This is a genomic window from Novosphingobium sp. B-7 (genome assembly GCF_000410615.1).
GTDB lineage: Bacteria > Pseudomonadota > Alphaproteobacteria > Sphingomonadales > Sphingomonadaceae > Novosphingobium > Novosphingobium capsulatum.
Window position 1 is genome coordinate 14137 of record NZ_KE148381.1, and the last position, 26607, is coordinate 40743.

Here is a 26607-nt window from a genome sequence, read left to right on the forward strand (position 1 = left end):
CCCATAACGCGCGAATCGAGAGAATGATGCGTGGGCCGCGATCGACCGGCCAACCCGCAGGAGGGATGCCAGCATGCCCCAAGGCCTGTTCGTGTGGTACGAGGTGACAACCGACGCCCCCGATGCGGTGCGCGCCTTTTACGAAGGCGTGATCGGGTGGCGGATCGCCGATCCCTCGCCCGGCCACGAAACCGCCGCGATCGATTATCGCCATATCTACCGTGCCGATGGCGCCGGACAGGGCGGCATGCTGGTCCTGCGCCCCGAGATGATCGCGGCCGGCGCGCGCCCATGGTGGGTGCCCTACCTGATGGTCGATAGCGTGCCGGACACGCTGGCCGCGATCACGGCCGATGGCGCGCGCGTGTGGATGCCTCCCACGACCATTGCCGAGGGCACCTTTGCCATGGTGGCAGACCCTTGGGGCGCGCCGTTCTACCTGATCGATCCAACCCCGCCGCCGGGGCAAGACACGCCGCCACCGCCGGTCTTTGCACTGGACATTACCCAGGCAGTAACCTGGAACGAGCTGTTCACCACCGATCTGCCCGGCGCGCGGACATTTTATGCGCGGCATTTCGGCTTTACCTATCCCGATGCCATGCCGATGGGCGCCTTTGGCGATTACCAGTTCATCGCCCATCCCCTGCAGGGCCGCGTCGGGGCGATGATGGCCCGCCCCAGCGCCGATGCGCCGCTGGGCTGGCGCACCTATTTCCGCGTGGCAGACGTGCGCGCGGCTGCCCAGGCGGTGCGGGATCTGGGCGGAACGCTGGAAGGCGATGTGCACGAAGTGCCTGGCGACGACCTGATGATCCAGGCCCGCGATCCTGCCGGCGCCTTTTTCGGGCTGGTCTCGCGCAAGGCCGCCGCCGGATGATCTGGGCCCTCCCTGGGCAAGGCTGTACAGCATGAATGACGCGAATCCGAAGGCGCATGCGGCGCCAATCGCCGGCCCCGCCGATCCCTTTGCCACCGGCGGATGCCGTTGCGGCACGGTACGCTATGCCCTCGCGCGGGCGCCCTATGTGGTCCACTGCTGCCATTGTCACGAGTGCCAGGTACTGAGCGGCAGCGCCTTTGCCATCAATGCCGTGGTGGAGACAGAGTGCCTCACGCTGTTGGCTGGCACAGTGGCACCGGTCGCCGTGCCGACGCACAGCGGGCGGGGGCAGACGATCATGCGCTGCACGGCGTGCCAGACAGCGGTATGGAGTCATTATGGCAGCCTGGGGCAAAAGGCGGCCTTCGTGCGCGCCGGCACGCTCGATTCGCCCGCGCTGTGCCCGCCAAACGTGCACATCTATGTGCGCACCCGGCTGCCATGGATCACGCTGCCTGATGGCATTCCCGCGTTCGACGGGTTTTACGCCGGCCGCGATGTGCCACAGATCTATGGTGCAGAAGGCGCCGCCCGGCTGGCCACGCTGCGCGCCCGCCCGGAATAGGCGGCTGGCAGCAAAGGATATTCTACGCCGCAGCGCGCAATACGGTTTTCACTAAGCAGTAATCCGTATGAGTCCCCGTCGATAGTTTGGTTAATCATGCGTTAGTCACGATCACGCATGCCCTGCCCTTGCGGTGCACCGCGATATCGCGGCGCACCAATTCGGGCAGAAACGCCAGCGGGCCGCGCCCATTGGCAATGGGGGCACAGCGCATGAACACGGCCACGCAGCAGGCCCGGCAGAGCGGGCGCTATGCCCTGCTCGATGAGATGCGCGGCATCGCGGCGCTGGCCGTATGCCTGTTTCACATTGGCACGCGGGCCACGGGCATCCAGTTGTTTCCCAACGGCTATCTTGCCGTCGATTTCTTTTTCATGCTCAGTGGCTTTGTCCTCGCTGAAGCCTATGAGGCGCGCCTGGTTGCCGATGCACCGGATCGTGCACCCGTGATGGACTGGGCCGGCTTTGCCCGGCGGCGGCTGGTGCGGATGGCGCCGGTGGCGGTGCTGGGCGCCGGGCTGGGTGGGCTCTATCTCGTCGCGCGTTGCCTGGTTTCCCCTGATCGGTCCGATCCGCTGGACCAGGTGCTGCTGGCCAATGCCCTCAATCTGCTGATCCTGCCAAAGCTGTGGCATGGCGCGGCGACGGGGTGGGAACTGTTCCCGGCCAATGGCCCGCTGTGGTCGCTGTTCTTCGAAATCCTCGCCAATCTCGCTTGGGCAGCATTCCTGGTACGGCGCAGCACGGCGCTGCTCGCGGCCGGCGTCGCGCTCGCGGGGTTGGCGCTGATTGCCTGCGCGCTGCGCCATGGCACACTCGATCTGGGCTGGCAGGCCAGTTCGCTGGACGGCGGTCTGGCCCGGGTCTGCTTCGGGTTCGGCTGCGGCCTGCTGCTCCACCGCTTGCGCCACGCGCTCCCGGTAATGAACCGGGCCGCCGCAACCTTGGCCGCGCTGGCGCTGGTCTATGCCCTGGCGCTGCCGGTGCAGCACCTGCCGTGGACGTTGTTCATGGCCATGGCCTTTCTGCCCTGCGTGCTGGTGGTGGCGGTGGCAGCCGGCAGCCATCGCGCCATGCCCGGCGGCACCTGGCTGGGCCGTATTTCCTATCCGCTTTATGGCATTCACGTGCCTCTGCTCGCCATCGTATCGGGCGCAGCCAAGCGCATGCTGCAGGGTGAGCCGCTGGGCGCCTGGGGCATTGCCCTGGTCCCGCCCCTGCTGCTCGCGGCCTGGCTGGTGCTCACCCGCATCGACGAGCCATGCCGCGCCGCGCTCTCGCAGTGGTTCGATGGCAAGGCGCGTTCGGCACGGCAAACGACAACCGTGCGCCAAGGCTCAACCTGGGGCTGATACAGGGAGGCGCCGCGCAGATTCAAACTTGCTCCAGATTGAACCGGTCTTGCCGCTGTTACCGCGTGAAAGCGCCAATATGAACGGGAAACACCGGCACGTTGCACCGCAATATCGCGTTATAACCAGGCAGGATCGGCAGCGATTCACACCTTGGCCGCCAGGGTGTTTGTGCAATTACCCATAAGACAAGTCAGGTCGCAATCATGACTTGCGTGGCCGAGGAACGCCTCTGTTCTTCCCGACCACACAGTATCCTCGCAAAATACTTGTGGATCAAATTTCCGCCCACACGGTGGAATGAAGGAGAATGAACATGGCAGTGATCAATGGCACCAGCGGCGATGACACCATCGCCGCGCCCAAGGGCAACAACATCATTAACGCCGGGGCTGGCGACGACGTTGTCACCGGCGGCTCGGGCAAGAACATCATCAGCGGCGGCGATGGCAACGACGTGCTCTACGGCGGCGGCGGCAACGACGCGATCTATGGTGGCGACGGCAACGACATTCTCAAGGGCGGCGGCGGCAAGGACGCGCTGACCGGCGGCGCGGGCGCAGACCAGTTCGTGTTCCGCTCGGGCGAAGGGTTTTCCTCGTTCGCGTTCACCGGCGGCCATGGCGTCAACAGCGTCTACCAGTGGGTGACGGTCGAAGATCTCAACTTTGCCGATCACGACGTGGTGCGCATCACCGGGTTCGACAGCATCTTCAACGCCATCGGCCTCACCGTGAAGGGCACCGGCTCTGCCTATATCGATTCGCAGGACGACGTGAACAAGCTGGCCGCCTACCTCAAGGCGCATCCCGATGCGGGCACCTATTTCGTCAACACCAGCGGGTTCGACGGCACCACGTTCGTCCTCAACGATGGGCTCGGCCATCAGCAGGCCCTCACGCTCAGCCACATCATCGCCGACGATACCGTCGCGATCTGATCGCCCCGCGCTGGGGCATACCGCCCCGGCTGCGTGTCACCCTTGCGCCCTGCCATGGCTTGCCACGGCAGGGCGTTTTTTCTGGCAAGCGGGCCACTTGGCGCGCTATCCCTGCGGCTTGGGCCGCCACCTTGGCGTGCCGAACATGGGGACCAAAAGCGATGAGCGTGTTCGACAGCATCCTGGGCCAGGTAAGCAGCGCGGTGGACGTGAAGAACCTGGCGGCAAAGCTGGGCATCGATCCCGCTCAGGCCGAAACCGCCATCGCCGCCTTGGCCGCGGGCCATCAGGCCAAGGGCGACACCATCGAAACCGCAGCTGCCAATACCGGACTTGATGCTGGCCTGCTGCAGCAGATCGTCGGCCACATCGGCGGCGAAGGCGCACTGTCACAATTCGCCACGATCCTGGGTGATCATCCCGATGCGCTGGGCCAGGTCAGCAAGTTCCTCGACAAGGATGGTGACGGCAACCCGCTCAACGACATCGCCGGCCTGGCCAAGGGACTGTTCAGCTAAATCCCATGATGGATACTGTTCTTTCCCTGCTGGTGCTTGCCACCGTGGCGCTCGTCGGTGGCGCAGTGTTTTTCTGGCGCCGTGGCGAGCGCAAGCGGCCAGCCCTGATGCTCGGCATGGCATTCCTGATCGCGGCCGATCTCGCCGTCTGGCTTACCCCGGTCGCCGGCGGCCCGTCGCTGATCGAAGTGGCTCACCAGGCACCGGATTGACGACAATCCCGCCCTGCGTCGGCTAACCTTTATGTGTTCCCGCCAAGATTGAAGCCTTTGCGGTGTGTTATTCGTTCAATCCCAAAGATTTTCTTTTGCACAAAGCGCAACTTGGGCCAGTGTCCCGAAACTGATTTTGGGGGCACAGTACAAAGATGCGATTGCTGTTTCGGTCACGTTCCAAACCGCAACCCAGCCATTCGATTCGCGATTACCAAAGAGTGGTGCGAAAGAAGCTGAAGGCCATGCCACAAGAGCGCTCCCTTGCTCTTGCCCAGGCCATCGGCGCAGAAACGATGGAAAATTTCGTCGCACAGGGCGATGGCCATGTCGCGGTGTTGCGCCATTACGGCCTGCGTGACGGCATGGCCATTTATGATCTGGGCTGTGGCTGCGGGCGAACCGCCCAAGCACTGCAACGCTCTGGATGGCAGGGCGACTATACCGGCGCCGATGTCGTTCCCGAGCTTTTGCAGGAGTTGCAAAGGCAGTGCCCCACCTATCAGGCCATCATCAATTACAAGCCAACGATCGTGGCGCCGGATTCATCGTTGGACATGACTTTCAACTGGTCGGTCTTCACACATCTTTATCCAACCGAATCATATCTTTATATCGAAGATAGCTTTCGTGCGCTCAAACCTGGCGGCAAACTGGTGTTTTCATTCCTGGAATTGGCCGAACCGGCCCATGACCGGATCTGGAATGCCTGCGTGGATCGCGTGCGCCGTGGGGAACGCGCGGAACAACTGGATTGCTTTTTGCACCGGGACTGGATCGCCCGTTTCGCCAAAGACGTGGGTTTTCTCCCGCCTGTTTTCACCAGCGGCTTGGACGACAGCAACCACCCTGCTTTCTGGCAGGCGCTGGCCATGCTGGAAAAGCCGGCCTGAGCGCGTTTTCACAGCCAGCTACTAGCGAAACGCGGCCGATTGCCGCAGGTGATCATAGGCCGCCACCACGCGCTGCAGCTTATCTTCCAGGCTGCGATCGCCGCCATTGCGATCGGGGTGATAGCGCCGCACCAGATCGGCGTAGCGGCGGCGCAGGGTGTGGCGGTCGGCGTCAAAGCCCAGGCCCAGCGCTTCGTAGGCGGTGCGGTCTTCCGGGGTCAGGCCGCGCCGGGCCGCTTCCTGGGCGGCCTGGTGATCCATCTTGCGGGCGCGGGCACGCTGGGCAATGGCTTCGAGCGGATCGGCAAAATCGCCCCAGCGCGGCGCCTGATCGATGCCGGCGTCGGGACGGAACGCGCGGGTGTGGGTATCCCATCCGGCCAGCGGCGATTGCGCGGCCATGATTTCATCGGCACTCATGCCTTCAAAGAAATCATAGCCGGCGTTGAACGCGCGAATGTGGTCGAGGCAGAACCAGCGGTAATCGCCAGGCCCGTCAAACCCGGACGGGCGCACGCCGGGCGCACGGAATTCCCCCGGCGCATCGCACCCCGGGGCACTGCACTGGCGCCCGGTATCCGTGACGCGGCCATGGAACTTGTCATGCTTCACGCCATTGCACATGGTGCGTGCCAACCCGAAAGGAAAGAGATGACCGGCCCGATCGCCCAGGAAATTGAACGTAAACTTGTGGACGCGCTTGCCCCCACGCAGTTGGAGGTCATCAACGATTCGGCCAGCCACAGCGGCCATATGGGTGATGATGGCACCGGCGAATCGCACTTCACGGTGGAGATCGAAAGCGCCGCCTTTGCCGGCCTGTCGCGCCTGCAACGCCAGCGCTTGGTCAACCAGGCACTGGGCGATCTGCCGGGGCAGCGGGTTCACGCCCTGGCGATTCGCGCCCGCGCGCCGGGCGAATGAGCGAGCAGGCCAAGCAGGAAGCCGAGGCGATTGCCGAGGCTGGCAAGCCCGCCCCCAAGGCCGAGACCGATGGGGTGCCGGCGCCAGCCACGCTCTTGCGCAATCACGAGGGCGGACACGCCCCGGTCAGCTATCTCGAGCTGTTTTTCGACCTGGTCTATGTCTTTGCGGTAACGCAGCTTTCCCATCATGTGCTGCACCATATGGGCACGGCTGGCCTGGCAGAGGCACTGGTCCTGTTCCTGGCAGTATGGTGGGCCTGGATGTTCACCGCCTGGGCCGCCAACTGGACCAATCCCGAAAGGGGCCCGGTGCGGATCATGCTGCTGCTGTCGATGCTGGCCAGCCTGGGGCTGGCCGTGGCCATGCCGCGCGCATTCGACGCTGGCGGCGGTGGCGATGCCATGCTGTTTGCCGCGTGCTATTGCCTGGTGCAGATCGGGCGCAGCGGGTTTGTCGCATGGGCCATGGCCAAGAGCCGGCAGGAACATTGGCGTGGCAGCGGCGCGCGCAACATGATCCGCATCACCTTGTGGTTCGTCGCCTCGGCCCCATTATGGCTGGCCGGCGCGCTGGTCGATGCCCCGCTGGTGCGGCTGGGGCTGTGGGCGCTGGCGCTCACGGTCGATTACGGCGGACCGTTCATGGGCTTTGCCGTGCCCGGCATGGGCCGATCGCAGCCGGAAGACTGGGACATTTCCGGCAGCCACCTGGCCGAACGTTGCGCGTTGTTCATCATCATCGCGCTGGGCGAAGGCGTGGTGGTAACGGGCACCAGCTTTGCGCAGGAAACCGCCGACCTTGCCCGCAGCCTGGCCTTCGTGCTGGCCTTTGCCGGGTCTGCGTTGATGTGGTGGATCTATTTCGATCTGGGTGCCGAACGCGGCGCGCGGCACATTGCCCAGCATGCGCAGCCCGGCCGCGTGGCGCGCAGCGTCTATACCTATCTGCACATGCCGATCGTGGGCGGGATCGTGATCACCGCCGTGGCCGATGCCCTGCTGCTCGATGCGCCGCTGGCCGCGGCCAAGCTGCCGCTGGTTGCCACCCAGGCCGGGGGGCTGCTGGTGTTCCTGGCCGGCACCGGGCTGTTCAAGCGGCCATCCAGCCCGCACGGCAATTTTCCGCTGTCGCACTGGGTGGGCGGTGGCCTGCTGGTCGTGCTGGCGGCACTGACCCTGGCCTTTCCCCTGCCCGCGCCGGTGTTCGTGGGCGCCACGGTCTTGGCGCTGCTGGTGGTGGCGGTATGGGAATGGGCATCATACCATCACCACGGCAGCGCCCTGGCCGAGGATCAGGGCTGAAGCCATTCCACCCAGGCGCCATGGGCGTGGGCGGCGGCCAGACACACCGGCGCGCCGCCATCGGGCCACAGCCGCACGGTCAATTCATGGCGGAACGTGGCACGATCGGTTTCCAGTGACAGCCAGGCCAGGCGCTGCCCCGGCGTGGCGCGCTGGCCGGCTGCTTCGATCCCGGCGGCAATGCGCGCTTGCGTGGCGGGCGGCAGATATTGCCAGACGATGGAATGATAGATCACTCGCGTGCTGTCTTGCGGCTGCGGCGCGGCCAGCACGGCATCGACATAGTCGGCCGCATCCATCGCCACCAGATCGGGCCGCCGTGCCTGCGCCAGGGCAATTGCCGCGTCCAGCCGCGCAATGCGCTCGGTCATCTCGGCCCAGACATAGCTCTTGAGCCGCAGCGCCTGCTCGGGATCGGCCAGATCGATCGGCGCGCGATCGCATCCGGCGATCGCCAGTACCTCGACCGGAACTTGCGGCGGCCGCCCGGTGCCGCGCCATTCGGGCGCGAGATGCAACGGCGAATCAGCCGGGCCGGCCTGCGTGCCACCCAGATCGAAGGCAAAGCGATCCATCATCGTGTTGACGCCGGCGCTCGCGCCCAACTCATGCAGCACGAAGCGCGGACCCACCCGTGCCGAGAGCCACAGCAGCCCGGCCATGATCGAGGCCGAACGCCCCGCTTCGTTGGTCTGGGGTGGCCCGTCGAGCCAGGGCAGCAGGCGGGTGGCAAAGCGATCCACCAGATCGCCGACCAGCGCATCGATCATGGCCTGGTCGGTCAATTCCCCGCGATAGACCGCGGCGAGCCGCATGTCGGCACCGGTCAGCACCAGGTTGTGCAGCCCACCGGCCAGGCGCAGCGGCAGCGCGTCTTCCAAGGGCTTGCCCGGCCAGGCCGCCATGCGCGCGCCAACCGCACCGCCCGATGCCAACAAGGGCAATTGGGCCCGCACCACCCGTCCCGTGGCCGGGGCGCCATTGGCCGCAGCGTGGTCTGCCTGCCAGGCGATGGCCTGTTCGACAGAAGCGATATCCATGATCGACGCCATGAGGTTGCCCTTTTCCCGCGCTTGCCATAGGGGCGAAAGCGTCATGACCACCGCCACCCCGCTCGTTTTCGCCCTGCCCAAGGGCCGCATTCTCGATGAAGCGCTGCCCTTGCTCGAACAGGCAGGCGTGGTGCCCGAGGCCGCGTTCTTCGACAAGTCCTCGCGCGCATTGTCTTTTGCCACCAGCCGGGCCGATGTCACGCTGATCCGCGTGCGCGCGTTCGACGTTGCCACGTTCGTCGCCCATGGCGCCGCGCAGGCCGGCATCGTGGGATCCGACGTGATCGACGAGTTCGACTATGCTGATCTCTACGCGCCGGTTGACCTCGATATCGGGCATTGCCGCCTGTCAGTGGCAGAGCCGGTCGGCGGCCTGGGCCAGGGCGATTGGCAGCGCGAAAGCCATGCCCGCGTCGCCACCAAGTATCCCAACCTCACTCGCCGCCATTTCGAAAAAATGGGCGTGCAGGCCGAAGTGGTGAAGCTCAATGGCGCAATGGAACTGGCGCCATCGCTGGGCCTGGCCAGCCGCATCGTCGATCTGGTCTCCTCGGGCCGCACGCTCAAGGAAAACGGCCTGGTCGAAACCAGCCAGATCATGCAGATTTCGGCGCGGCTGATCGTCAACCGCGCTGCGCTCAAGACCGACAGCGCCCGCCTGGGCGCGTTGGTCGATGCGTTCCGCACGCAAGTTGCCGCACGAAAGGCCGCCGCCTGATGCTTCGCCTCAAGACGACCGATGCCGATTTCGCCACGCGCTTTGCCCGGCTGGTAAAAGACCGCCGCGAGAGCGACGAGAACGTCAGCCGCGATGTGCAGACGATCATCGAGGACGTGCGCCTGCGCGGCGATGAAGCCGTGGCCGAATATACCCAGCGCTTCGATGGCCACCTGCCGCAGGGCGATGGCTGGCGTATCGATGCCGCCACCTGCCGCGAGGCGTTCGATGCCTTGGCGCCCGATCTGCGCGCCGCGCTGGAACTGGCCGCACAGCGCATCCGCACCTATCACGAGGCACAACTTCCGCAGGACCGCGACTATACCGACGCGGCCGGTGTGCGCCTGGGCGCCAAGTGGCGCGCGGTGGATGGGGCCGGGCTCTATGTGCCGGGTGGCCGCGCCGCCTATCCCTCGTCGCTGCTGATGAATGCCATCCCCGCCAAGGTGGCGGGCGTTGGCCGGCTGGTTGTCACCACGCCCACGCCCAAGGGTGAGATCAACCCGTTGGTGCTGGCCGCCGCGCACTTGGCCGGGGTGGACGAAGTGTGGCGCGTGGGCGGGGCGCAGGCCGTGGCCGCGCTGGCCTATGGCACCAAGACAATGCGCCCGGTGGACGTGATCACCGGCCCGGGCAATGCCTGGGTGGCCGAAGCCAAGCGCCAGCTTTACGGCGTGGTCGGGATCGACATGGTGGCCGGGCCATCGGAGATCCTGGTGATTGCCGATGCCAAGAACGATCCGCAGTGGATCGCTGCCGACCTGCTGAGCCAGGCCGAACACGATCCGGCCGCGCAGGCGATCCTGATCACCGACGATGCCGCCTTTGCCGATCAGGTGGTCGACATGGTCGGCGTGGAAATCGCCCTGCTGCCCACTGCCCGCGTGGCCAAGGCCAGCTGGGAAACCCACGGCACGGTGATCGTGGTGGAATCGCTGGACGAGGCCCCCGCCCTCGCCAATGCCCTGGCGGCCGAGCATGTGGAGATCGCCACTGACGATCCCGATGCCCTGTTTGCCCAGATTCGCCATGCCGGCTCGGTGTTCCTGGGCCGCATGACGCCCGAGGCGATTGGCGACTATGTCGCTGGCCCCAACCACGTGCTGCCTACTGGGCGCCGTGCGCGCTTTTCCTCGGGGCTTTCCGTGCTCGACTTCATGAAGCGTACCAGCTTCATTGCCGTGAGCGATGCTTCCATTGGCGCAGTTGGCCCGGCGGCCATTGCGCTTGCCGATGCGGAAGGGCTTGCCGCCCACGCCCGCTCGATCGAACTGAGATTGGGAATATGACGAATAGCAAGGGCCAGGCCCGCTCTGCCGCGCGGCTTGCCGCTGTCCAGGCACTGTACCAGGTGGATATGGAAGGCACCGAGCTGCGCTTCCTGCTCGACGAGTTCCACCAGCACCGGCTGGGCGCGGAAATCGAAGACGTGGAATATGCCGCGGCTGACGTCGAATTCTTCGATGACGTGGTCAAGGGCGTGATCGCCCGCCGCGAGGAAGTCGATGGGCTGATCCAGAGCCGCCTGGCCCAGGGCTGGTCGCTGGCCCGCCTCGACAAGACCATGCTGCAGATCCTGCGCTGCGGCACCTATGAATTGCTGGCCCGCACCGACATTGCCGTGGGCACGGTGATCAGCGAATACCTCGACGTGGCCCACGCCTTTTTCGACGCGCGCGAGGCCAAGTTTGCCAATGGCGTACTCGACGCCGTGGCCAAGGACGTGCGCAAATAATACGCCCGTCCCCTCCCCATCGCCGATGGGGAGGGGGTGCAGGGCAATTTACAACCGCTCTGCGTGCCAGCGCAGGTGATCGTCCATGAACGTGGAAATGAAGTTGTAGCTGTGGTCATAGCCCGGCTGCAGCCGCAGCGTGAGGTCAACGCCCGCCGCTTCGCACGCCGTGGCGAACAGGTCGGGCCGCAATTGCTCGGCCAGGAAGCCATCGGCATCGCCCTGGTCGATCAGGATGGCCCCCGCCGGGCGCTTGCCGTCTTCGACCAGCGCGGTGGCATCATGCGCGCGCCATGCGGCACGATCGTCACCCAGATAGCCGCCCAGCGCCTTGTGGCCCCAGGGCACCTGCCCCGGCGCCACGATCGGCGCGAAGGCCGAAAGCGACTTGAACGTTTCGGGATAGGTCAGCCCCAGCGTCAGCGCACCATGACCGCCCATCGAGTGGCCGGTGATGCCCATCCGCGCGATATCAACCGGGAAATGCGCGGCAAGCAGGGCCGGCAATTCCTGCGAGACATAGTCCCACATGCGGTAATGCGCGGCGTAAGGCTCTTGCGTGGCGTTGACGTAAAAGCCCGCGCCCAGGCCAAAGTCGTAGGCACCGGCGGGATCGTCAGCTACGTCCTCGCCCCGCGGCGAGGTATCGGGCGCCACGAAGATCAGCCCGAGTTCGGCGCAGAGGCGGCGATATTCGCCCTTGTCCGTCACGTTGGCGTGGGTGCAGGTCAGGCCCGAAAGATAGAGCAGCACCGGCAGCTTCGCCCCAGCCTGCGCCTGGGGCGGCACGAACACCGAAAAGGTCATCGGCGTGGCCGTGGCGGCCGAGGCGTGCTTGTACACGCCCAGCACGCCACCATGGGCCTTGGTGGTGGAAACCGTTTCCAGCGTCATTGCACCACGCCATAGTTGTGCAGCGCGCAGATCTTGTGGCCATCGGGATCGCGCAGATAGGCCAGATAATAGGGGCTGCCCTTGCGCACGCCCGGCGGGTCTTCGCAGGCGCTGCCACCATGGGCGATGCCGGCGGCATGCCAGGCGTCGGCCTGTTCCGGAGTCATGGCAAAGCCCACGGTAAAGCCGTTGGCGCACGTCGCCGGCTCGCCGTCGATCGGCTTGGTCAGGATGAAGATGCCGCCGTTGTGCACATAGATCAGCCGCCCCTTGGGATCGACGATGCCCTGGGGCCCACCGAACGTGGCGAAGGTGGCATCGTAAAAGGTCTTGGCACGGTCGATATCGTTCGTGCCGATCATCAGGTGGCTGAACATGGGCGTCTCTTCTCCCGGTGCAGCGCCCCATGCGCCGCCTCGCGCGGGGTGTGCCCGGCCCGGCCCCTGCCGGTCAAGTGCCCGCGTGGGGTGATCGCCGCACGGCTTGGGCCTGGCCCACGGCAGCACGCAATTCCTTGAGGCCATAGGGCTTGTTGATCACCGGCACGCCGGGCCAGCGTTCGTTGCCAATGCCTTCGCCATAGCCGGTGGCAAAGGCAAAGGGCACACCCAGTTCGGTCAGCCGATCGGCGATCGGCGCGCTGGTATCCACACCCAGGTTGAAGTCCAGCAGGGCAAAGGCAAACTCGTTCCGCTCCAGCAGGCGCAGCGCATCGCGCACGGTCGGCGCGGTGCTGACCGCCGCCGCGCCCAGTTCGCGCAGCGCGTCTTCGCCATCGAGCGCGATGATCATGCTGTCTTCCACCAGCAGCACGTTGCAATCGTCCAGCGGCGTGGTCGCCCCGCCCAGGCTGATCGGCGTGGGACCGCTGTGCCGCGCCGCCGTTACCCCCGCCACACAGTGTTCAGGCAGGGTGAAGCGGGCATGCACGCCCGGTTCCAGATAGGCGATGTTGGCCGTGCCACCCAGGTCATAGGGGATCGAGCGTTCGATGATCGTGCTGCCAAACCCACGCCGGGTGGGTGGCGCCACCGGCGGGCCATCGCGTTCCTGCCAATCGAGCACCAGCCCGCCGCTGCCGTCACGCTCCCACGAAATGTGCACCGTACCCTGCCCAGCGAGCGCGCCATACTTCACGGCATTGGTCATCAATTCGTGGATGACCAGGGCAATCGTGACGTAGGCGGTGGGATAAAGCAGCACGTTCTCGCCCTGCGCCACCACGCGTTCGGATTGCGCGCGCAAATAGGCGCCGGCTTCCACTTCTACCAGGTCAGCCAGCCGCGCCGGCCCCCAGCGATCGGCGGTGATCTGGTCATGCGCGCGGGCGAGCGAGCGGATGCGATCATCGAGCGTGACGATAAAGCCCGCCACATCGGCGGCGCCATCGCGGGTCTGCGCGATCAGGCCACGGATCAGCGAGAGGATATTGCGCACGCGGTGATTGAGTTCGGCAATCAGCAGTTCCTGCCGTTCCGATGCGCGGGCGCGCTCCACCCCGGCGGTTTCCGCCAGGCGCACCAGCACTTCCAGCATGCCCACGCGCAGCGCTTCGGCCACGCGGCGCTCGGCCGGAGTAAACGGCTGGCACGTGCCCTTTACCAGTTGCGCCCAGGCCTCGAAACTCTTGCGCGGGGTCAGGCGCGGGCCGTTGGGGCCGTGCACCATTTCCTTTTCAGGCTTGCCGCCCCAGCGCACCTCGCGCAGGCGTTCTGCCCGGAACAGCACGATATAGTCACGCGGCTCGCGCGACAGCGGAATCGCCAGCATGCCGGCCGCCACATCGGCGTGATCGGCCGCGGCTGGCAGCAGCTTGGAAATCGTCTCGGTGGCAAAGACCTGCCCGGAAGAGACCCGGTTGAGCAGGCGCACGATGCTGTCGAACTGGTCGTCATTGGGAGTCAGCCCCACCAGCGAGGTCTGCCCGCGCACATGCACGCCGATGCCATCGGCGGGAATGGCATCGCCGATCACGTCGGCCAGCCACTGCGGATTGTCGAGCAGGTCATTGTCCTGCGCCACGGTGGCCAGCAAGCGATCGGTAACGGCGCGACCGCGCGCCTCATACTCGCGAGCCTGGGCGTTTTCCCGCGCGTCGAGCATGAGCGAGAACATCTGGCCAAACAGTTCGGCCGCGCTGCGTGCGGCCATGCTGGGCAGGCGCGGGGAATAGTGATGGCACGCAAACAGCCCCCACAGCTTGCCGCCCACCACGATCGAGATCGACAGCGACGCGCATACGCCCATGTTGTGCAGGTATTCGATGTGGATTGGCGACACTGCGCGCAGCACGGACAACGACTGGTCCAACAGCAGCCCATCGGGATCGCGCTGCGGCACCAGGGGCACCGGTGTAGACCCAACGTCAGCGATCACGCGAAAGGTATTGCGCAGATAGAGCTGGCGCGCCTGGGCCGGAATATCGCTGGCGGGATAGTGCAGCCCCAGGAAGCTGTCGATGCCATGCCGCGCGGATTCAGCGACGACCTCGCCCGATTCCTGCGCATCGAAGCGATAGACCATGACCCGGTCAAACCCGGTGATCGCCCGCACCTGGCGCGCGCCTTCCCGCAGGAACGCGGGTAGGCCTTCCACCTGTTGCAGCCGGCCGATCATGCTGCGCACCACCGAGGTCGCCTCGATCGGCTCCAGCGCTGCCGGCTCGGCCTCGATCACGATCTCGCGGCCGGCGAAATGCAGCGCCACGTCGAACGGCGGCTGCCCAGCCAGCAATGGCAGGGCAAAAATCCGCTCTACCGCATCGGCGCCACGCAGCGTGGTCAGCCGGTTGCGGATGGTGTGGATTGCCTCGCGGTCTAGCAGATGGGTAAGCGGCTGGCCCAGCACGTCGTGCGCGGCCATGCCGGTGAACTGTTCGATGTTTTCGGAAACACGCGCAACCATCCAATCGGGCGTGATGGCGACGAGAAATCCAAAGGGCTGAATGATGCCCAGGATATGGATCGGCTCGCGATCGCAATTGCTGAGATCTACAGCAAAGGCTTCCGCCTGCTCGGCAGGAACCTGGCCGTTCGATTCAGTATGGTGGGTCATCCGTAGCGCAGATAACGCACCATGGGAAAAAAGGTGCCGAAAATATTCGGCACCTTTTGCAATTTATGACGGAATGCCCGGCACCGGCTGTGCCGCGATCGCCGGCGCCTCGAAACTGGCCATCGGCCAGGCGCAATAATCCGCGGCGTAATAGGCGCTGGGGCGGTGGTTGCCACTGTCACCCAGCCCGCCGAACGGCATGTTGGCCGCAGCGCCCGTGGTCGGGCGATTCCAGTTGACCACGCCGGCACGCACCATCAGGCGGAACTCGTCCCACAACGCGGGATCGGCCGAGACCAGCCCGGCCGACAGGCCGAACGCGGTGTCGTTGGCACTGGCCAGCGCGGCGGCGAAATCGGCCACGCGCCGCACGCTCAACACCGGGGCAAAAACCTCACGATCGGGCACGGCCAGGCCGGTCACATCGAGGATCACCGGTGCAAAGAATGCCTCGCGCCGTCCTTCCTGCACGGCTTCGGCGAGGATCGGCCGGGCACCGGCGGAGACCAAGTCTGCCACGGCCGCCCGCGCGGCGCGGGCCTGGGCATCGCCCACCAGCGGGCCCATGAAAGCCTCGCCCGGCTCGTCCCATGCCGCGATCGGCAGGCGCTGCGCCAGGTCGACCAGCGCCGCGATCACTGCGTCACCCCATGCCCCCTCGGGCAGGATCAGACGCCGTGCGCACGAGCAGCGCTGCCCGCTGGTCACGAAGGCCGAATGGACGATGAGGCTGGCCACCGCCGCCGGATCGCCATCCCAGGCCACCAGCGGATTGTTGCCGCCCAGTTCCAGCGCCAGGATCACATCGGGGCGATCGGCAAACTGGCGGCGGAAGATCTGCCCGGCGGCGGCAGAGCCGGTGAACAGCAGCCCATCGATCCGCCCCTTGAGCAGCGCCTCACCAGTTTCGCGCCCACCCTGCACGATATTGAGCACGCCATCGGGCAGCCCGGCTTCGCGCCACAGGCCCACCATGGCAGCGCCGGTGGCCGGAGTCAGTTCCGAAGGCTTGAACACCACGGTATTGCCCGCCAGCAGCGCGGGCACGATGTGCCCGTTGGGCAGGTGGCCGGGGAAATTGTAGGGACCAAGCACGGCCATCACGCCGTGCGGACGATGGCGCAGGGTGGCGCTGCCGAACGGCATATCGGCGCTGCGCGAACCAGTGCGTTCGGCTTGCGCCGCGATCGACACCGCCACTTTGCCGGCCATGGAGGCCTGCTCGGCGCGCGTTTCCCACAGCAGCTTGCCGGTTTCGGCGGAAATCAGCTCGGCCAGCGCCGGGCTGGCCTTGACCAGCGTGGCATAACGCTCGGCAATCGCCACGCGCTCTTCGAGCGGGGTACGTGCCCAGGCCGGGAACGCGGCACGGGCCTTGGCCAGCGCAGCAGCGCAGGCCGCCTCGTCTGCCACTTCGCCTTCCCACACCACGCGGCCATGGGCCGGATCGAACGACTGGAGCCTTTGGGTCACGGCAATCAACTCACGATCAGAGGGTCACCCGGGCGAATGCCCAGGGCGGCCAGGGTTGCTTCGGGAACGACCAGGGCATCATCGGTGATGCGGGCCGGAGTCAGCGTGGCGCGGAACGTGGCAAGGCCGGGCACCGCCACCAGATGCAGCCGCTCGTCGGCCGCCGGTTCCACCACGCCGGCCGCTGCCGGCAGGGTCTGCGCATTGCGCACGGTGCGGATCTGGTCGCGCGGCGCCGTCACGGTGGGGCCACCATCGAAAATGTCGATCAGGCCCGAACGGGTAAAGCCTTCGTCTTCCAGCATCGCCAGCGCGCGCGCGCCGTGGCGATGAACCTTGGCGATTGCCTCGCGCGCGGCGGGATCGACCAGTTCGAGGTAGATCGGGTGGCGCGGCGCCAGATCAAGGATGAACTGCCCGTCGGTCGCGGTGATCATGCGATCGGCATCCTCGAACGGCAGGCGAAAGAACTTGGCGGCGATGCCGTGCCAGAACGGGCTTTCATCGCGCTCGTCGAACCAGCCGCGCAGTTCGGCCATGATCGTGGCGGCAAACAGATCACGGTTGGCACCGATCAGCGCATAGCGCGCCCGGGCCAACAGCGATCCCGCCCCGCCCTGCCGCTTGCGCGGGCGCAGGAACAGCGATCCCACTTCCGACGATCCGGTGCATTCGTTGACCAGCACCAGCGCCTGGTGATCGAACCGCGTGCCGGTTGCCGACGAATACTGCGCCAGGGTCATCACCCGGAATGAAAAGTGCGGCCGGTCGAGCCCTACCGCGCCCTTGATCCCGGCCACGCCCTCGATCACGCCGGTTTCGGTGTCTTCGAGCATCAGCGTGTACCAGGCGTGCTGCGGCGACACTTCCCGCGCAAAGCTTTGCGCGGAAAGCGCCAGCCGCTCGGCCAGCACGGCGCGGTCTTCGGGCAGGCTGGTAAAGCCCTTGCCCGAAAGGAACGCCAGATCGAGCAGCGCATCGATATCGGCCGGCCCGGCCGGCCGCACCACCAGCATCAGGCGGCCACCGCGCTGGCAGCGTCGACCTGGCCCCAGCCGCGTGCACGCGCATCAGCCAGCGTGGCATCGAGGCGGGACAGCGCCTCGTCCACTTCCTCTGCCGTGATCAACAGCGAAGGCAGCATGCGCACGCAGTTTTCGCCGCCGCCGGCCACCAGCAGGCCGTGCTCGCGGGCCAGGGCCATGACCTCGCGGTTGTTGGCATGGAGCTTGAGGCCCATGAGCAGGCCCTTGCCGCGCGTTTCCACGATCTGATCGGGATAGCGCGCCGCCAAGGCGGCAAAGCCGGAATAGAAGCGATCTGACATCGCGCCAACATGCGCCAGGGCAGCGTCCTGCGCAATCACGTCGAACACGGCCAGGCCCACGGCCATGGCCAGCGGATTGCCGCCAAACGTGGTGCCATGCACGCCGGTGACCATGCCGCTCGCCGCCTCTGCGCTGGCCAGGCAGGCGCCGATCGGGAAACCGCCGCCCAGCGCCTTGGCAATCGCCATGATGTCGGGCTCGGCGCCGGGAAACCACTGGTGGGCAAACAGCTTGCCGGTACGGCCCATGCCGCTTTGCACTTCATCGTGGATCAGCAGCACGCCGTGCTCACGCGTCAGGCGGCGCAGTTCCAACAGGAATTCGCCCGACAGCGCGCGGGCACCGCCCTCGCCCTGCACCGGCTCCACGATCACGGCCGCCGTGGTGGGGCGGGCAATCGCTTCGGCGAGCGCGGGCAGGTCATCCACCGACATCTGGTGGAAGCCGGGCAGGCGCGGGCCGAACCCTTCGAGATAGGTGGGATTGCCCGAGGCGTTGATCGCCGCATAGGTGCGCCCGTGGAACGACCCGGCAAAGCCGATCACGTCGATCCGCTCGGGATTGCCCTTGGCAAAGTGATAGCGACGCGCGGTCTTGAGCGCGGCTTCAACAGCCTCGGTGCCGGAATTGGCGAAATAGACCAGATCGGCAAAGGTGGCGCCGGTCAGCTTTTCCGCCAGCTCTTCCTGGCCGGGAATGCGGAAGATGTTGGAAACATGCCACAGCTTGTGCGCCTGCGCGGTGAGCGCGGCGACCAGCCCGGGATGGGCATGACCCAGGCTGCACGTGGCGATCCCCGCCACGCAATCGAGGAAGCGGCGGCCGTCGCGCGCTTCCAGCCACACACCTTCACCACGTTCCACTTCGATCTGGGCACGGGCATAAAGCGGCATCAGGGCTTGAGACATGACGATTTCTCCCCGCAATCGAGATGCGGAACTGGTGTTGTTGTTATGAATGAACCGCCCCCGCGCCATGGCACGGGGTAAACTCTCAGGCGGCGGCCGTCATCTTGAAGATGCCGGTGGCATTGCCGCTGTCAAAGGTAAGGTCGAGCTTGCCCGTAGCCGGATCGGCCCGGCGCGTGATGAACTCGAAGAACGAGCCCGGCACGGTCTGCGCCGTCAGCGTGCCATCCTCGGCCCGGAAGGAACGCTTGACCTGGGCCGCGCGCAGCGCGGTCTGCCGCACCCGGCCCGAGGCGGAAACCTCCACCTTGTCCTTGATGCTGCGGCCTGCCACGCGCTCGCCCTGCGCGGTTGCCTCCACATCAGCGACGCGATCGGTCACGTGGTTGAAAGCGTTGCCTTCGGTGGCGATCCAGGCGGCCTCGGCGCTTTCGGCGCGCAGGATCTCATAGTCGCTTTCGAACGGCACCGGGTGCTGGCGATCGAACAGCCCCATCACGACCTTGAGGGCGGCCACGGCATCGTCCTGCGGCACGCTGCCACCGGCGGCAAAGCGCGACAGCACCTGCGCCGTGGCGGCATCGAGGCGATCGAGCGCCGGGCCGAACACGCGCACGGCCGCCTTCGCAAAAGCGGGCGAGAACTGATCGACGTGCAATTCGCTGACAAAGAACTGCGGCATGGTTTCGGGCAGCTTGGCATGGCACCACACATGGCCGGTCATCTTGAGACGCGGCAGCGGATAGATGCCCACTTCGATATAGCCGAGCGGTTCAAGCACGCGGCGGAACGCTTCCACGCCCTGCGGCATGGCGCAGCGCGCGCCCTGCGGCAGCAGCACCGTGCGCAGCGCGCCGTGGTCAAGCACGATGCGGCGGCCCTGGGCCACGCATTCGTCCACGTATTCGGCGCCTTCGGGCACGCGCTTCAAAAGATCGGCAAAGAGCACGAGATTGAGCGCCTCGGCAAAACGCAAGGCATCGACACCGTTGACCGGGGCATGACCGCCGGTGGGCACCATCGGGGCAGCCAGCGCACGAATCTTTGCCGCAGCCGCATGGCCCAGGACATTTTCAACAAGATCCGCAGCACCGGTTTGTTCGATGGTTGCCAAGTTCTGCATCATGCGCTCTTTCGATCTAATATCGTCCCAAGCCGCAATTTATGATAGGAAAGCCGGGTATCAAAACGGGTAAGCATCATCTGTTGATCGGGTTTTGGAATGAGTGAATCACGCCGCGAGCTTCCCTCGATGACCGCGCTGGCCTGCTTCGTGGCCGCCGCGCGCGAAGGCGGCTTCTCTCGCGCTGGCGCGCAGCTGGGCCTGACGCAAAGCGCAGTCAGCCGCCAGATCGCCTTGCTGGAGGAAAGCCTGCAGACCCCGCTGTTCCAGCGCCACGGCCGCCGCGTTACCCTGAACGAGGCCGGGCGCGCCTATGCCGAGGATATCGAGCCGGCGCTGCGCCGCATCCGCATGGCCACCGCCAAGGCCATGGACCGGGGCAGCCGCCGCGACCTGACCATCGCTACCCTGCCCAGCTTCGGCATGCGCTGGCTCGCCCCGCGCCTGCCCGGCCTTACCGCGCGGCACCCCGAACTCACGGTGAACTTCGCCGCGCGCTCGTTTCCGTTCGACTTGCGCGAGGAACGGTTCGATGCCGCGATCCACTTCGGCGCGGCCGATTGGGACGATGCCGAGATGATCCCGCTGTTCACCGAACAGGCGGTGGTGGCCTGCGCGCCATCGTGGCTGGCGGCCGAAGGGGTGCAGCAGCCCGCCGACCTCCTGAGCAAGCCACTGCTGTTCCAGATCTCGCGCCGCAACGCCTGGAACCGCTGGTTCGCGCTGGCCGGCATCGATGGCCTGCCGCCACTCAAAGGCGCGACCTTCGAACACTTCCTGATGCTGGCCCAGGCCGCCGCCGCCGGATCGGGCGCCGCTCTGCTCCCCCGCTTCCTGATCGAACCGGAACTGCAATCAGGCGCGCTCGTCACCCCGTTCGCCACCGCACTGGTCGACGAGGGGCAATACTACCTCGTCCTGCGCCCCGACTGGCGCGATCACCCCGGCCTCGTCAAATTCCACGACTGGCTGGTCGACGCGGCCAAGGAACAGGGCGCGGCTTAAACGCCCGTACCTGCCTAGAACGTATTATCCCGCGGGAAGCCAACAGGTGGCAAACGTCCGGCGGCGCCGCGGGCGACCTTCCAGGGGAGGAGATCCTTTTCCACGCGGGTGCGGCCGGTTTCGCCGCCCATGGCCCAGGTGAGGCCGTCTTCCAGCTTGAGCGTGATGGCGTCCGACAAGCCGCCATCGCGATAGCGTTGCAGCGTCACCCCCTGCCCCTTGGCCAGGATCGGCACTTCCGACAGGGCAAAGATCACCAGCTTGCGGTTTTCACCCACCACGGCAACGTGATCATGTTCGGGCGCGATCTCGCGCACGATCTTGAGGCTGACGCCGGGCTTGGTCGATACCACGCCGCGCCCCTTGCGGGTTTCGGCCAGCAGTTCGTCCATCTCGGCGGCAAAGCCGCGCCCGGTGTTGGCGGCCAGCAGCAACTGGCCCTTGGGCCGATAGACCACCAGCGCCATGATATGCGCATCGGGATCGATATCGACCATGGTGCGGATCGGCTCGCCAAAGCCGCGCGCGCCGGGGAGCTTATCGGCGCCGAGCGTGTAGAACCGGCCATTGTCGAGCGCGACCAGCAGCTTGTCGGTGGTCTGCGCGTGCAAGACCCAGGCCGGGCCATCGCCTTCCTTGAACTTGAACTCGGTATCTAGCGGCAGATGCCCCTTGGCGGCGCGAATCCAGCCGCGTGCGGAAAGGACGACGGTGACCGGCTCTTTCTCGATCATCGCATCCATCGAGAATTCGCGCGTCGGTGCGGCCTCGGCAATCGTGGTGCGGCGGCGACCCAGCGCGGTTTCCGGGCCATACTCCTTGCGCAGCGCCGCCAGTTCACGCTTGAGCCGGGTGCGCTGGCGCGCCGGGCTTTCCAGCAGCTTGTTGAGATCGTCCTGCTCGGCCAGCAGCGCGTCGTGCTCGCGGCGCAGTTCCATCTCTTCCAGCTTGCGCAAGCTGCGCAGGCGCATGTTGAGGATCGCCTCGGCCTGGCGATCGGTCAGGCCGAACTCGGCCATCATCACCGGCTTGGGCTCATCCTCGGTGCGGATGATCTCGATGATCCGATCGAGGTTGAGATAGGCAATGATATAGCCTTCGAGCAGTTCGAGCCGCGCGGCGATCTTGTCCAGCCGGTGCTGCGTGCGGCGCAGCATGATGTCGATCTGGCTGACCACCCATTCCTGCAACAGCAGTTTCAGGCCCAACACACCCGGCGTGCGCTGCGAATCCAGCACGTTGAGGTTGAGGCCAAAGCGCGTTTCCAGGTCGGTCAGCCGATACAGCGATTCCTTGAGCAGCTCGGGATCGACATTGCGGCTCTTGGGCACAAGCACGATGCGGATGTGCTCGTCGCTTTCATCGCGCACGTCTTCCAGGATCGGCAGCTTCTTGTCGCCGATCAAGGCGGCGATCTGTTCGATCAGCTTGCCCTTCTGCACCATGTAGGGGATTTCGGAAATCACCAGCTGCCACTGGCCGCTGCCCAGCCGCTCGATCCCGCTGCCTTCCCAGGCGCCATCCTCGGTCCGGCCGGTCGAAAAGCGCCCGCGCACGCGGATCGAACCGCGCCCGGTTTCATAGGCAGCCGAAATCGCCGCCGGGCTATCGACCACCACGCCCCCGGTGGGAAAATCGGGGCCGTGGAACACCTCCATCAACTGGGCATGTTCGGCGTGGGGATTGTCGATCAACATCAGCGTGGCATCGACGATCTCGGCCACGTTGTGGCTGGGAATGTTGGTGGCCATGCCCACGGCAATGCCGCTGGCGCCATTGGCCAGCAGGTTGGGAAACAGCCCGGGAAAGATTTCCGGTTCCTGCTCCTCGCCATTGTAGGTCGGCAGGAAATCGACCGTGCCTTCGTCAAGCCCGGCCATCAGGCGGATCGCCGTCGCGGTCAGCCGCGCTTCGGTATAGCGATAGGCCGCCGCGTTATCGCCATCGATATTGCCGAAATTGCCCTGCCCTTCGACCAGCGGATAGCGCAGCGCGAAATCCTGGGCGAGGCGGACCATCGCGTCATAGACGCTGGCATCGCCGTGCGGGTGATACTTGCCGATCACATCGCCCACCACGCGAGCCGATTTCTTGAACGCGCCGTTGGGATCGAGCTTCAACTGCCGCATCGCCCACAGCAGGCGGCGGTGCACCGGCTTCAAGCCATCGCGCAGATCGGGCAGCGATCGCGCCGTGATCGTGGACAGCGCATAGACCAGGTATCGCTCCGACAGGGCGGAGTCGAAGGGGGCATCGACGATAGCGTCGAACGGATCTTTGAAATCATCGGCCATGGCCGAATCCGTGTAGCAATACCGTGAACAAAACGAAACCTCCGGAACTGTCATCACGGCGGGCCATTGTGGGCAAGTATCCCCCCGATTTGACGGAGAATGACCATGGCCAAACGCGTGCTGATCCTAGCCACCGACGGCTTTGAACAATCCGAACTGCTTGAACCGAAAAAGGCGCTGGAAGCAGCCGGCATCGAAACCGTAGTCGCCAGCCCCAAGACCGGCTCGATCAAGGGCTGGAACCACACCGACTGGGGCGAAAGCGTCAAGGTGGACATGCGCCTCGACGCGGTGGAAGCAGATGACTTCGACGCCCTACTGCTGCCCGGCGGCCAGATGAACCCCGATGCGCTGCGGCTCGAATCCCGCGTGATCGAGCTGGTCGAGGAATTCGACGACATGGACAAGCCGATCGCGGCGATCTGCCACGGCCCCTGGCTGCTGGTGGAAGCCGACATCATCGATGGCCGCACGGTAACGGGCTGGCCCTCGATCCGCACCGACCTGGAAAACGCCGGGGCCGATGTGGTGGACCAGGCCGTGGCGATCGACGGCAACCTCATCACCAGCCGCAAGCCCGATGACATCCCGATGTTTGCCCAGGCGCTGATCGATGCGCTGGAGGAAGACGAGGAGGAAGAGGACGAAAAGGGCTGGGAGGAAGAGGAAGAGGAAGGCCTGCTCGCCGACGAAGACGAAGACTAACGCTGCAAGGCCAGACGCCCGCCGCTGAGCCATTGCGCCAGCGGCGGGCTGACGGCCACAAGCAGCTTGCCCAGCAAGAGCGTGGCGCCCAGCGCCAGCAGTGGCTGGGCCAGCAGGAACAGGGGATAGGCCGGCGCTCCCAGCGGCCCGGTGAGGCGGCCGATGGCAGGGCCAGCGCACCAGATCAGGATCAGGTGGCAGCAGAACAGCAGGAACATCGCCGGCTCCAGCCGCAGCAGCACGCCCCCGGCCCGCGTGGCAGCAAGGCGCCAGGCCAACGCCCAGAAACACAGCGCCGTGGCGCCGCGCATGGCCAGATCGACCGCCGCCATGAGCAAGGGCGACGCCAGCCCCTGCGCTTCGCCATAGAGTTCCAGCCAGATTTTCACCCCTGACAGCGCCAGGTAGGGCGCCAGGATCAGCACCAGCGGCGCACCGGCGATGCGCGCAGCCGCATCGTGCCGGCGCACCAGCATGCCCAGGACAAAGAAACCCAGGATCGACGGGCGCTGCAACAGCGGGAAAACCGGCGGCGCCAGGCTCCACGCCAGGGCGGCAACCGCCACCCCCGCCAGCGTGCGATCGCCCTGCCGCACCAACAGCGGCGCGGCGAGCAGGCAGACGAACAGATCGCGCAGGAACGGCATCTGCACGTTGATCTCGTTCGGGTGGGCAAGGCCGGTCAACTCGTTGGCCAACCAGCCCCACGACGTGGGCTGCGGCGCATAGAGCAACCCAAGGTAGGCAGCGCCCGATACCACGACGATGGCAATGGCATTCCATGCCAGCATCGGCACGACCACGGTGCGCGCCTTGCCGGCAAGGAATGCCCGCGCGCCGCGCCGCGCCAGCGACGGGCCCACCAGCCAGCCCGACACCAGGCTGAGCAGCGGCACCGACGAGCGCGCCAAGAGTTCGATCAGGCCCCAGCGCAACAGGCCCTGCGGCGTGTGGTCGAGCGCGGTCAGCGCCGGGCCATAGAGCCCGGTCCAGGCGTGGACATAGACAATACCCAGGATGCACAGCACGCGGGCCAGGCCGATCGCACGCGAAGTGCGGACACGGGTATCGGCAAACGACTGGCTTTCCTGGAACACGGGCGCTGACATCCTTGCATCGACGCCCCGCCACGCGATGAACGCGGCGGGGCCGTGGATGTCAAACCCGTCAGGCGGCTAAACGTGCCCCGCACGCGGCCAAGCCCGATCAGCCCTGGTTATCAGCCGGCATAGTACCCCACGCCAACGATATGGTCGCCCACGCGCTGAACCAGCGAGCGCTTGTGCTCCACCCGGTTGTCCACACGGTTGAGCCAGACATAGTCCACCCGACCGCCGTCCTTGGCCTTGGCGAGCGCGATCATGTCCTGCACGAAGGGGCGGCCTTCGGCATCGGTCATGGCGCTGGCATCGCTGCCAGCAAGCTTGGGATCGGCACCCGACGCTTCATAGCGGCCGGTCATACTGAACACGAAAACGTACAGCTCACGGGTGTGGAACGGGCCGTTGGGATCGTTGAATTCGGCAAAGGCCTTGGGCGCGCCAACGCCTTTCACTTCGGCCACCGCGCGTGAGAGCAGCGCCTGGGCATCGGCCGATCCGGCATGGGCGGCAGCCTGGGCCGGCACGGACGCCAGCGGCACGGTAACACAGGCCATGGCACAGGCCAGGATCAGGCGGGGAAACGTGGGCAACATTGGTCGAGCCTCCTTGGACGCATGGGTCAAACGCCCCGGAAGGAACGCCGCGCGGCGGACTATCGCGCGATCCCCCTTGGGTGAGGCCGGATGTGCCATGCGCTGGCGGCGGTGTCGGTGCGATAGATCAATTGGCGCAAATTTGCCGGAACCATCGTGCGCGCCACCCCTTGATCAGGAACTGGCAGACAGTGCCGATGACTTTGGCCCAGGAGAACGACGATGCCGCAAGGCAGCAAAGACGCCTATACCGACAAGCAGAAACGCAAGGCGGAGCACATCGAGGAGAGCTATGAAGCGCGCGGCGTAGAACCCAAGGAAGCCGAAGCGCGCGCCTGGGCCACCGTCAACAAGCAGGACGGCGGCGGCAACAAATCGGGTTCGGGCCGCAAGCACGGCTGACCACAGCCGCGCCCCGGCGCCCGATCATCCCAGCCAGTCGACCACCTGGCGCGCCACATCGTTGGCGGCCTGGTTCAAGGCCGGGCCGATGGCGGCGGCATCATCGCTGACATTGGGCACGCGCGCCTCGAACCGGCGGGTTTCGATCTGCCCGCCAGGTGCTTCCTTCACGGCGTCAAAGCGCACCACGGCGCTGTGGCTCGGCAGATCATAGCCCATGGCCAGCAGGCGGCCCGAAAGCCGCTGCTGCCACTGGTCGATATCGCTTTCCACCACCAGGCGGCCGCCCTTGGCGCGCAGGGTTTCGGCGATCAGGTGCTGCAACTGGCGCGCCGGGCGTTCGACCCACTGTGTCTTCTTGATGTAAGCCACGTTGCTGGCATCGATCTGCACTGGCACGCGCAGCACCGAGACGCGCGCATCGGCCGAAGGCTCCATCACCACGACAGACTTGGCCAGCGTGCCCGAGGCGCCCTGCCCGGCTTGAACCGTGGCATCAGAGCTGAGCGCCAGCAGCGTGGCAGGCGCCTTGCCACCGATGCTGACACAGCCCGACAGGCTGAGAGCGGCCACCAGCAGCGCACCGATGGCCGGGCGCGAGGCGGGGATGAGCGGGCGAAACGGCATGT

Annotated in this window: 27 protein-coding genes and 1 pseudogene; 15 read left to right on the forward strand and 13 right to left on the reverse strand. The window is 66.0% G+C overall.

Annotation, left to right across the window (positions count from 1 at the left end):
* Positions 1 to 73 precede the first annotated feature (73 nt).
* The 7 genes from H926_RS0115850 (at position 74) to H926_RS0115885 (ending at position 5363) form a co-directional block, all read left to right on the forward strand.
* Positions 74 to 880: a VOC family protein gene (locus tag H926_RS0115850; protein ID WP_022677191.1), complete on the forward strand. Its 807-nt coding sequence runs from the start codon at positions 74 to 76 to the stop codon at positions 878 to 880.
* Positions 881 to 911: 31 nt separating this feature from the next.
* Positions 912 to 1448, forward strand: coding sequence for a GFA family protein (locus tag H926_RS0115855; protein ID WP_022677192.1), 537 nt, complete (start codon positions 912 to 914; stop codon positions 1446 to 1448).
* Between the two features lie 212 nt (positions 1449 to 1660).
* Positions 1661 to 2800, forward strand: a complete 1140-nt coding sequence (locus H926_RS30975) for an acyltransferase (RefSeq protein ID WP_022677194.1) — start codon at positions 1661 to 1663, stop codon at positions 2798 to 2800.
* Between the two features lie 316 nt (positions 2801 to 3116).
* A complete protein-coding gene (locus tag H926_RS30980) occupies positions 3117 to 3740 on the forward strand; it encodes a calcium-binding protein (RefSeq protein WP_158442000.1) in 624 nt (207 codons plus the stop codon).
* A 161-nt stretch (positions 3741 to 3901) separates the two neighbouring features.
* A complete protein-coding gene (locus H926_RS0115875) occupies positions 3902 to 4258 on the forward strand; it encodes a hypothetical protein (protein WP_022677196.1) in 357 nt (118 codons plus the stop codon).
* 5 nt (positions 4259 to 4263) lie between these two features.
* Complete coding sequence (locus H926_RS0115880) at positions 4264 to 4470, forward strand: hypothetical protein (protein WP_022677197.1); 207 nt, start codon at positions 4264 to 4266, stop codon at positions 4468 to 4470.
* A gap of 224 nt (positions 4471 to 4694) precedes the next feature.
* On the forward strand, positions 4695 to 5363 hold the full coding sequence (locus tag H926_RS0115885) for a class I SAM-dependent methyltransferase (RefSeq protein ID WP_237741071.1): 669 nt from the start codon (positions 4695 to 4697) through the stop codon (positions 5361 to 5363).
* Positions 5364 to 5384: 21 nt separating this feature from the next.
* Here the strand turns inward: H926_RS0115885 and H926_RS0115890 are convergent, their stop codons facing one another.
* The gene (locus tag H926_RS0115890) at positions 5385 to 5975 is read right to left on the reverse strand and encodes a J domain-containing protein (RefSeq protein WP_028658100.1); all 591 of its coding nucleotides are present in this window, start codon (positions 5973 to 5975) and stop codon (positions 5385 to 5387) included.
* Between the two features lie 39 nt (positions 5976 to 6014).
* On the opposite strand from H926_RS0115890, the gene H926_RS0115895 reads away from it, so the two are divergent.
* Entirely contained in the window at positions 6015 to 6287 is a 273-nt protein-coding gene (locus H926_RS0115895) for a BolA family transcriptional regulator (RefSeq protein ID WP_022677200.1), read from the forward strand.
* A complete protein-coding gene (locus tag H926_RS0115900) occupies positions 6284 to 7591 on the forward strand; it encodes a low temperature requirement protein A (protein ID WP_022677201.1) in 1308 nt (435 codons plus the stop codon). The genes H926_RS0115895 and H926_RS0115900 overlap by 4 nt, the downstream gene beginning before the upstream one ends.
* On the opposite strand, the gene H926_RS0115905 is transcribed toward H926_RS0115900, so the two are convergent.
* The gene (locus H926_RS0115905; RefSeq protein WP_022677202.1) at positions 7582 to 8688 is read right to left on the reverse strand and encodes a DUF2332 domain-containing protein; all 1107 of its coding nucleotides are present in this window, start codon (positions 8686 to 8688) and stop codon (positions 7582 to 7584) included. The genes H926_RS0115900 and H926_RS0115905 overlap by 10 nt on opposite strands.
* Here H926_RS0115905 and hisG point away from each other — a divergent pair.
* Genes hisG through nusB form a run of 3 tightly spaced genes read left to right on the forward strand, consistent with a single transcriptional unit; the run spans position 8687 to position 11096 of the window.
* Positions 8687 to 9361: an ATP phosphoribosyltransferase gene (hisG, locus tag H926_RS0115910; protein WP_022677203.1), complete on the forward strand. Its 675-nt coding sequence runs from the start codon at positions 8687 to 8689 to the stop codon at positions 9359 to 9361. The genes H926_RS0115905 and hisG overlap by 2 nt on opposite strands.
* Positions 9361 to 10650 (forward strand): histidinol dehydrogenase, encoded by a 1290-nt coding sequence (gene hisD / locus H926_RS0115915; RefSeq protein ID WP_022677204.1) that lies wholly within the window; start codon positions 9361 to 9363, stop codon positions 10648 to 10650. Before hisG ends, hisD begins: the two co-directional genes overlap by 1 nt.
* Positions 10647 to 11096, forward strand: a complete 450-nt coding sequence (nusB, locus tag H926_RS0115920) for a transcription antitermination factor NusB (protein WP_022677205.1) — start codon at positions 10647 to 10649, stop codon at positions 11094 to 11096. Before hisD ends, nusB begins: the two co-directional genes overlap by 4 nt.
* Positions 11097 to 11144: 48 nt before the next feature.
* On the opposite strand, the gene fghA is transcribed toward nusB, so the two are convergent.
* The 7 genes from fghA to H926_RS28070 form a co-directional block, all read right to left on the reverse strand.
* The gene (gene fghA, locus H926_RS0115925) at positions 11145 to 11990 is read right to left on the reverse strand and encodes an S-formylglutathione hydrolase (protein ID WP_022677206.1); all 846 of its coding nucleotides are present in this window, start codon (positions 11988 to 11990) and stop codon (positions 11145 to 11147) included.
* On the reverse strand, positions 11987 to 12367 hold the full coding sequence (locus tag H926_RS0115930) for a VOC family protein (protein WP_022677207.1): 381 nt from the start codon (positions 12365 to 12367) through the stop codon (positions 11987 to 11989). Before H926_RS0115930 ends, fghA begins: the two co-directional genes overlap by 4 nt.
* A 73-nt stretch (positions 12368 to 12440) precedes the next feature.
* Complete coding sequence (locus H926_RS28060) at positions 12441 to 15044, reverse strand: HWE histidine kinase domain-containing protein (RefSeq protein WP_022677208.1); 2604 nt, start codon at positions 15042 to 15044, stop codon at positions 12441 to 12443.
* 63 nt (positions 15045 to 15107) lie between these two features.
* Positions 15108 to 16517 carry a succinylglutamate-semialdehyde dehydrogenase gene (gene astD, locus H926_RS0115940; RefSeq protein ID WP_028658104.1) on the reverse strand — a complete coding sequence of 470 codons (1410 nt, stop codon included), beginning with the start codon at positions 16515 to 16517 and terminating at the stop codon, positions 15108 to 15110.
* Positions 16518 to 16522: 5 nt separating this feature from the next.
* On the reverse strand, positions 16523 to 17533 hold the full coding sequence (locus H926_RS0115945) for an arginine N-succinyltransferase (protein ID WP_022677210.1): 1011 nt from the start codon (positions 17531 to 17533) through the stop codon (positions 16523 to 16525).
* Positions 17533 to 18753, reverse strand: coding sequence for an aspartate aminotransferase family protein (locus tag H926_RS28065; protein WP_022677211.1), 1221 nt, complete (start codon positions 18751 to 18753; stop codon positions 17533 to 17535). The genes H926_RS0115945 and H926_RS28065 overlap by 1 nt, the downstream gene beginning before the upstream one ends.
* An 85-nt stretch (positions 18754 to 18838) precedes the next feature.
* Positions 18839 to 19876, reverse strand: coding sequence for a DUF1338 domain-containing protein (locus tag H926_RS28070; protein ID WP_043609912.1), 1038 nt, complete (start codon positions 19874 to 19876; stop codon positions 18839 to 18841).
* A 99-nt stretch (positions 19877 to 19975) separates the two neighbouring features.
* Here H926_RS28070 and H926_RS0115960 point away from each other — a divergent pair, with 99 nt between their 5' ends.
* A complete protein-coding gene (locus H926_RS0115960) occupies positions 19976 to 20881 on the forward strand; it encodes a LysR substrate-binding domain-containing protein (protein ID WP_022677213.1) in 906 nt (301 codons plus the stop codon).
* A gap of 14 nt (positions 20882 to 20895) precedes the next feature.
* On the opposite strand, the gene parC is transcribed toward H926_RS0115960, so the two are convergent.
* The gene (gene parC / locus H926_RS0115965) at positions 20896 to 23175 is read right to left on the reverse strand and encodes a DNA topoisomerase IV subunit A (RefSeq protein WP_022677214.1); all 2280 of its coding nucleotides are present in this window, start codon (positions 23173 to 23175) and stop codon (positions 20896 to 20898) included.
* A 105-nt stretch (positions 23176 to 23280) separates the two neighbouring features.
* Between parC and H926_RS28075 the strand changes: the two genes are divergently transcribed.
* Entirely contained in the window at positions 23281 to 23880 is a 600-nt protein-coding gene (locus H926_RS28075; RefSeq protein ID WP_051146397.1) for a type 1 glutamine amidotransferase domain-containing protein, read from the forward strand.
* On the opposite strand, the gene H926_RS0115975 is transcribed toward H926_RS28075, so the two are convergent.
* Together H926_RS0115975 and H926_RS0115980 are read right to left on the reverse strand one after the other, a co-directional pair.
* On the reverse strand, positions 23877 to 24977 hold the full coding sequence (locus tag H926_RS0115975) for an acyltransferase (protein ID WP_237741072.1): 1101 nt from the start codon (positions 24975 to 24977) through the stop codon (positions 23877 to 23879). The two genes, H926_RS28075 and H926_RS0115975, sit on opposite strands and share 4 nt — an antisense overlap.
* A gap of 122 nt (positions 24978 to 25099) precedes the next feature.
* Positions 25100 to 25576, reverse strand: coding sequence for a cache domain-containing protein (locus H926_RS0115980; protein ID WP_022677217.1), 477 nt, complete (start codon positions 25574 to 25576; stop codon positions 25100 to 25102).
* A 222-nt stretch (positions 25577 to 25798) separates the two neighbouring features.
* Here H926_RS0115980 and H926_RS0115985 point away from each other — a divergent pair.
* Positions 25799 to 25966 (forward strand): annotated as a pseudogene (locus tag H926_RS0115985) (plasmid stabilization protein); the annotation flags it as partial.
* Positions 25967 to 26002: 36 nt separating this feature from the next.
* On the opposite strand, the gene H926_RS0115990 reads toward H926_RS0115985, so the two are convergent.
* Entirely contained in the window at positions 26003 to 26605 is a 603-nt protein-coding gene (locus H926_RS0115990; protein ID WP_022677219.1) for an ABC-type transport auxiliary lipoprotein family protein, read from the reverse strand.
* Positions 26606 to 26607: the final 2 nt, after the last annotated feature.

What these genes read in the sequence shown, in the direction of transcription:
- H926_RS0115960 (WP_022677213.1), top strand. Translation starts at nt 19,976, where the DNA reads ATGAGTGAATCACGCCGCGAGCTTCCCTCGATGACCGCGCTGGCCTGC.
- H926_RS0115980 (WP_022677217.1), bottom strand. Translation starts at nt 25,576, where the DNA reads ATGTTGCCCACGTTTCCCCGCCTGATCCTGGCCTGTGCCATGGCCTGT.
- H926_RS0115880 (WP_022677197.1), top strand. Translation starts at nt 4,264, where the DNA reads ATGATGGATACTGTTCTTTCCCTGCTGGTGCTTGCCACCGTGGCGCTC.
- H926_RS28065 (WP_022677211.1), bottom strand. Translation starts at nt 18,753, where the DNA reads ATGTCTCAAGCCCTGATGCCGCTTTATGCCCGTGCCCAGATCGAAGTG.
- fghA (WP_022677206.1), bottom strand. Translation starts at nt 11,990, where the DNA reads ATGACGCTGGAAACGGTTTCCACCACCAAGGCCCATGGTGGCGTGCTG.
- H926_RS0115875 (WP_022677196.1), top strand. Translation starts at nt 3,902, where the DNA reads ATGAGCGTGTTCGACAGCATCCTGGGCCAGGTAAGCAGCGCGGTGGAC.
- H926_RS0115855 (WP_022677192.1), top strand. Translation starts at nt 912, where the DNA reads ATGAATGACGCGAATCCGAAGGCGCATGCGGCGCCAATCGCCGGCCCC.
- H926_RS28060 (WP_022677208.1), bottom strand. Translation starts at nt 15,044, where the DNA reads ATGACCCACCATACTGAATCGAACGGCCAGGTTCCTGCCGAGCAGGCG.
- H926_RS0115905 (WP_022677202.1), bottom strand. Translation starts at nt 8,688, where the DNA reads ATGACGCTTTCGCCCCTATGGCAAGCGCGGGAAAAGGGCAACCTCATG.
- H926_RS0115895 (WP_022677200.1), top strand. Translation starts at nt 6,015, where the DNA reads ATGACCGGCCCGATCGCCCAGGAAATTGAACGTAAACTTGTGGACGCG.
- H926_RS0115850 (WP_022677191.1), top strand. Translation starts at nt 74, where the DNA reads ATGCCCCAAGGCCTGTTCGTGTGGTACGAGGTGACAACCGACGCCCCC.
- H926_RS28075 (WP_051146397.1), top strand. Translation starts at nt 23,281, where the DNA reads ATGGCCAAACGCGTGCTGATCCTAGCCACCGACGGCTTTGAACAATCC.
- hisG (WP_022677203.1), top strand. Translation starts at nt 8,687, where the DNA reads ATGACCACCGCCACCCCGCTCGTTTTCGCCCTGCCCAAGGGCCGCATT.
- hisD (WP_022677204.1), top strand. Translation starts at nt 9,361, where the DNA reads ATGCTTCGCCTCAAGACGACCGATGCCGATTTCGCCACGCGCTTTGCC.
- H926_RS30980 (WP_158442000.1), top strand. Translation starts at nt 3,117, where the DNA reads ATGGCAGTGATCAATGGCACCAGCGGCGATGACACCATCGCCGCGCCC.
- H926_RS28070 (WP_043609912.1), bottom strand. Translation starts at nt 19,876, where the DNA reads ATGCAGAACTTGGCAACCATCGAACAAACCGGTGCTGCGGATCTTGTT.
- H926_RS0115945 (WP_022677210.1), bottom strand. Translation starts at nt 17,533, where the DNA reads ATGCTGGTGGTGCGGCCGGCCGGGCCGGCCGATATCGATGCGCTGCTC.
- parC (WP_022677214.1), bottom strand. Translation starts at nt 23,175, where the DNA reads ATGGCCGATGATTTCAAAGATCCGTTCGACGCTATCGTCGATGCCCCC.
- H926_RS30975 (WP_022677194.1), top strand. Translation starts at nt 1,661, where the DNA reads ATGAACACGGCCACGCAGCAGGCCCGGCAGAGCGGGCGCTATGCCCTG.
- H926_RS0115990 (WP_022677219.1), bottom strand. Translation starts at nt 26,605, where the DNA reads ATGCCGTTTCGCCCGCTCATCCCCGCCTCGCGCCCGGCCATCGGTGCG.
- H926_RS0115930 (WP_022677207.1), bottom strand. Translation starts at nt 12,367, where the DNA reads ATGTTCAGCCACCTGATGATCGGCACGAACGATATCGACCGTGCCAAG.
- nusB (WP_022677205.1), top strand. Translation starts at nt 10,647, where the DNA reads ATGACGAATAGCAAGGGCCAGGCCCGCTCTGCCGCGCGGCTTGCCGCT.
- H926_RS0115900 (WP_022677201.1), top strand. Translation starts at nt 6,284, where the DNA reads ATGAGCGAGCAGGCCAAGCAGGAAGCCGAGGCGATTGCCGAGGCTGGC.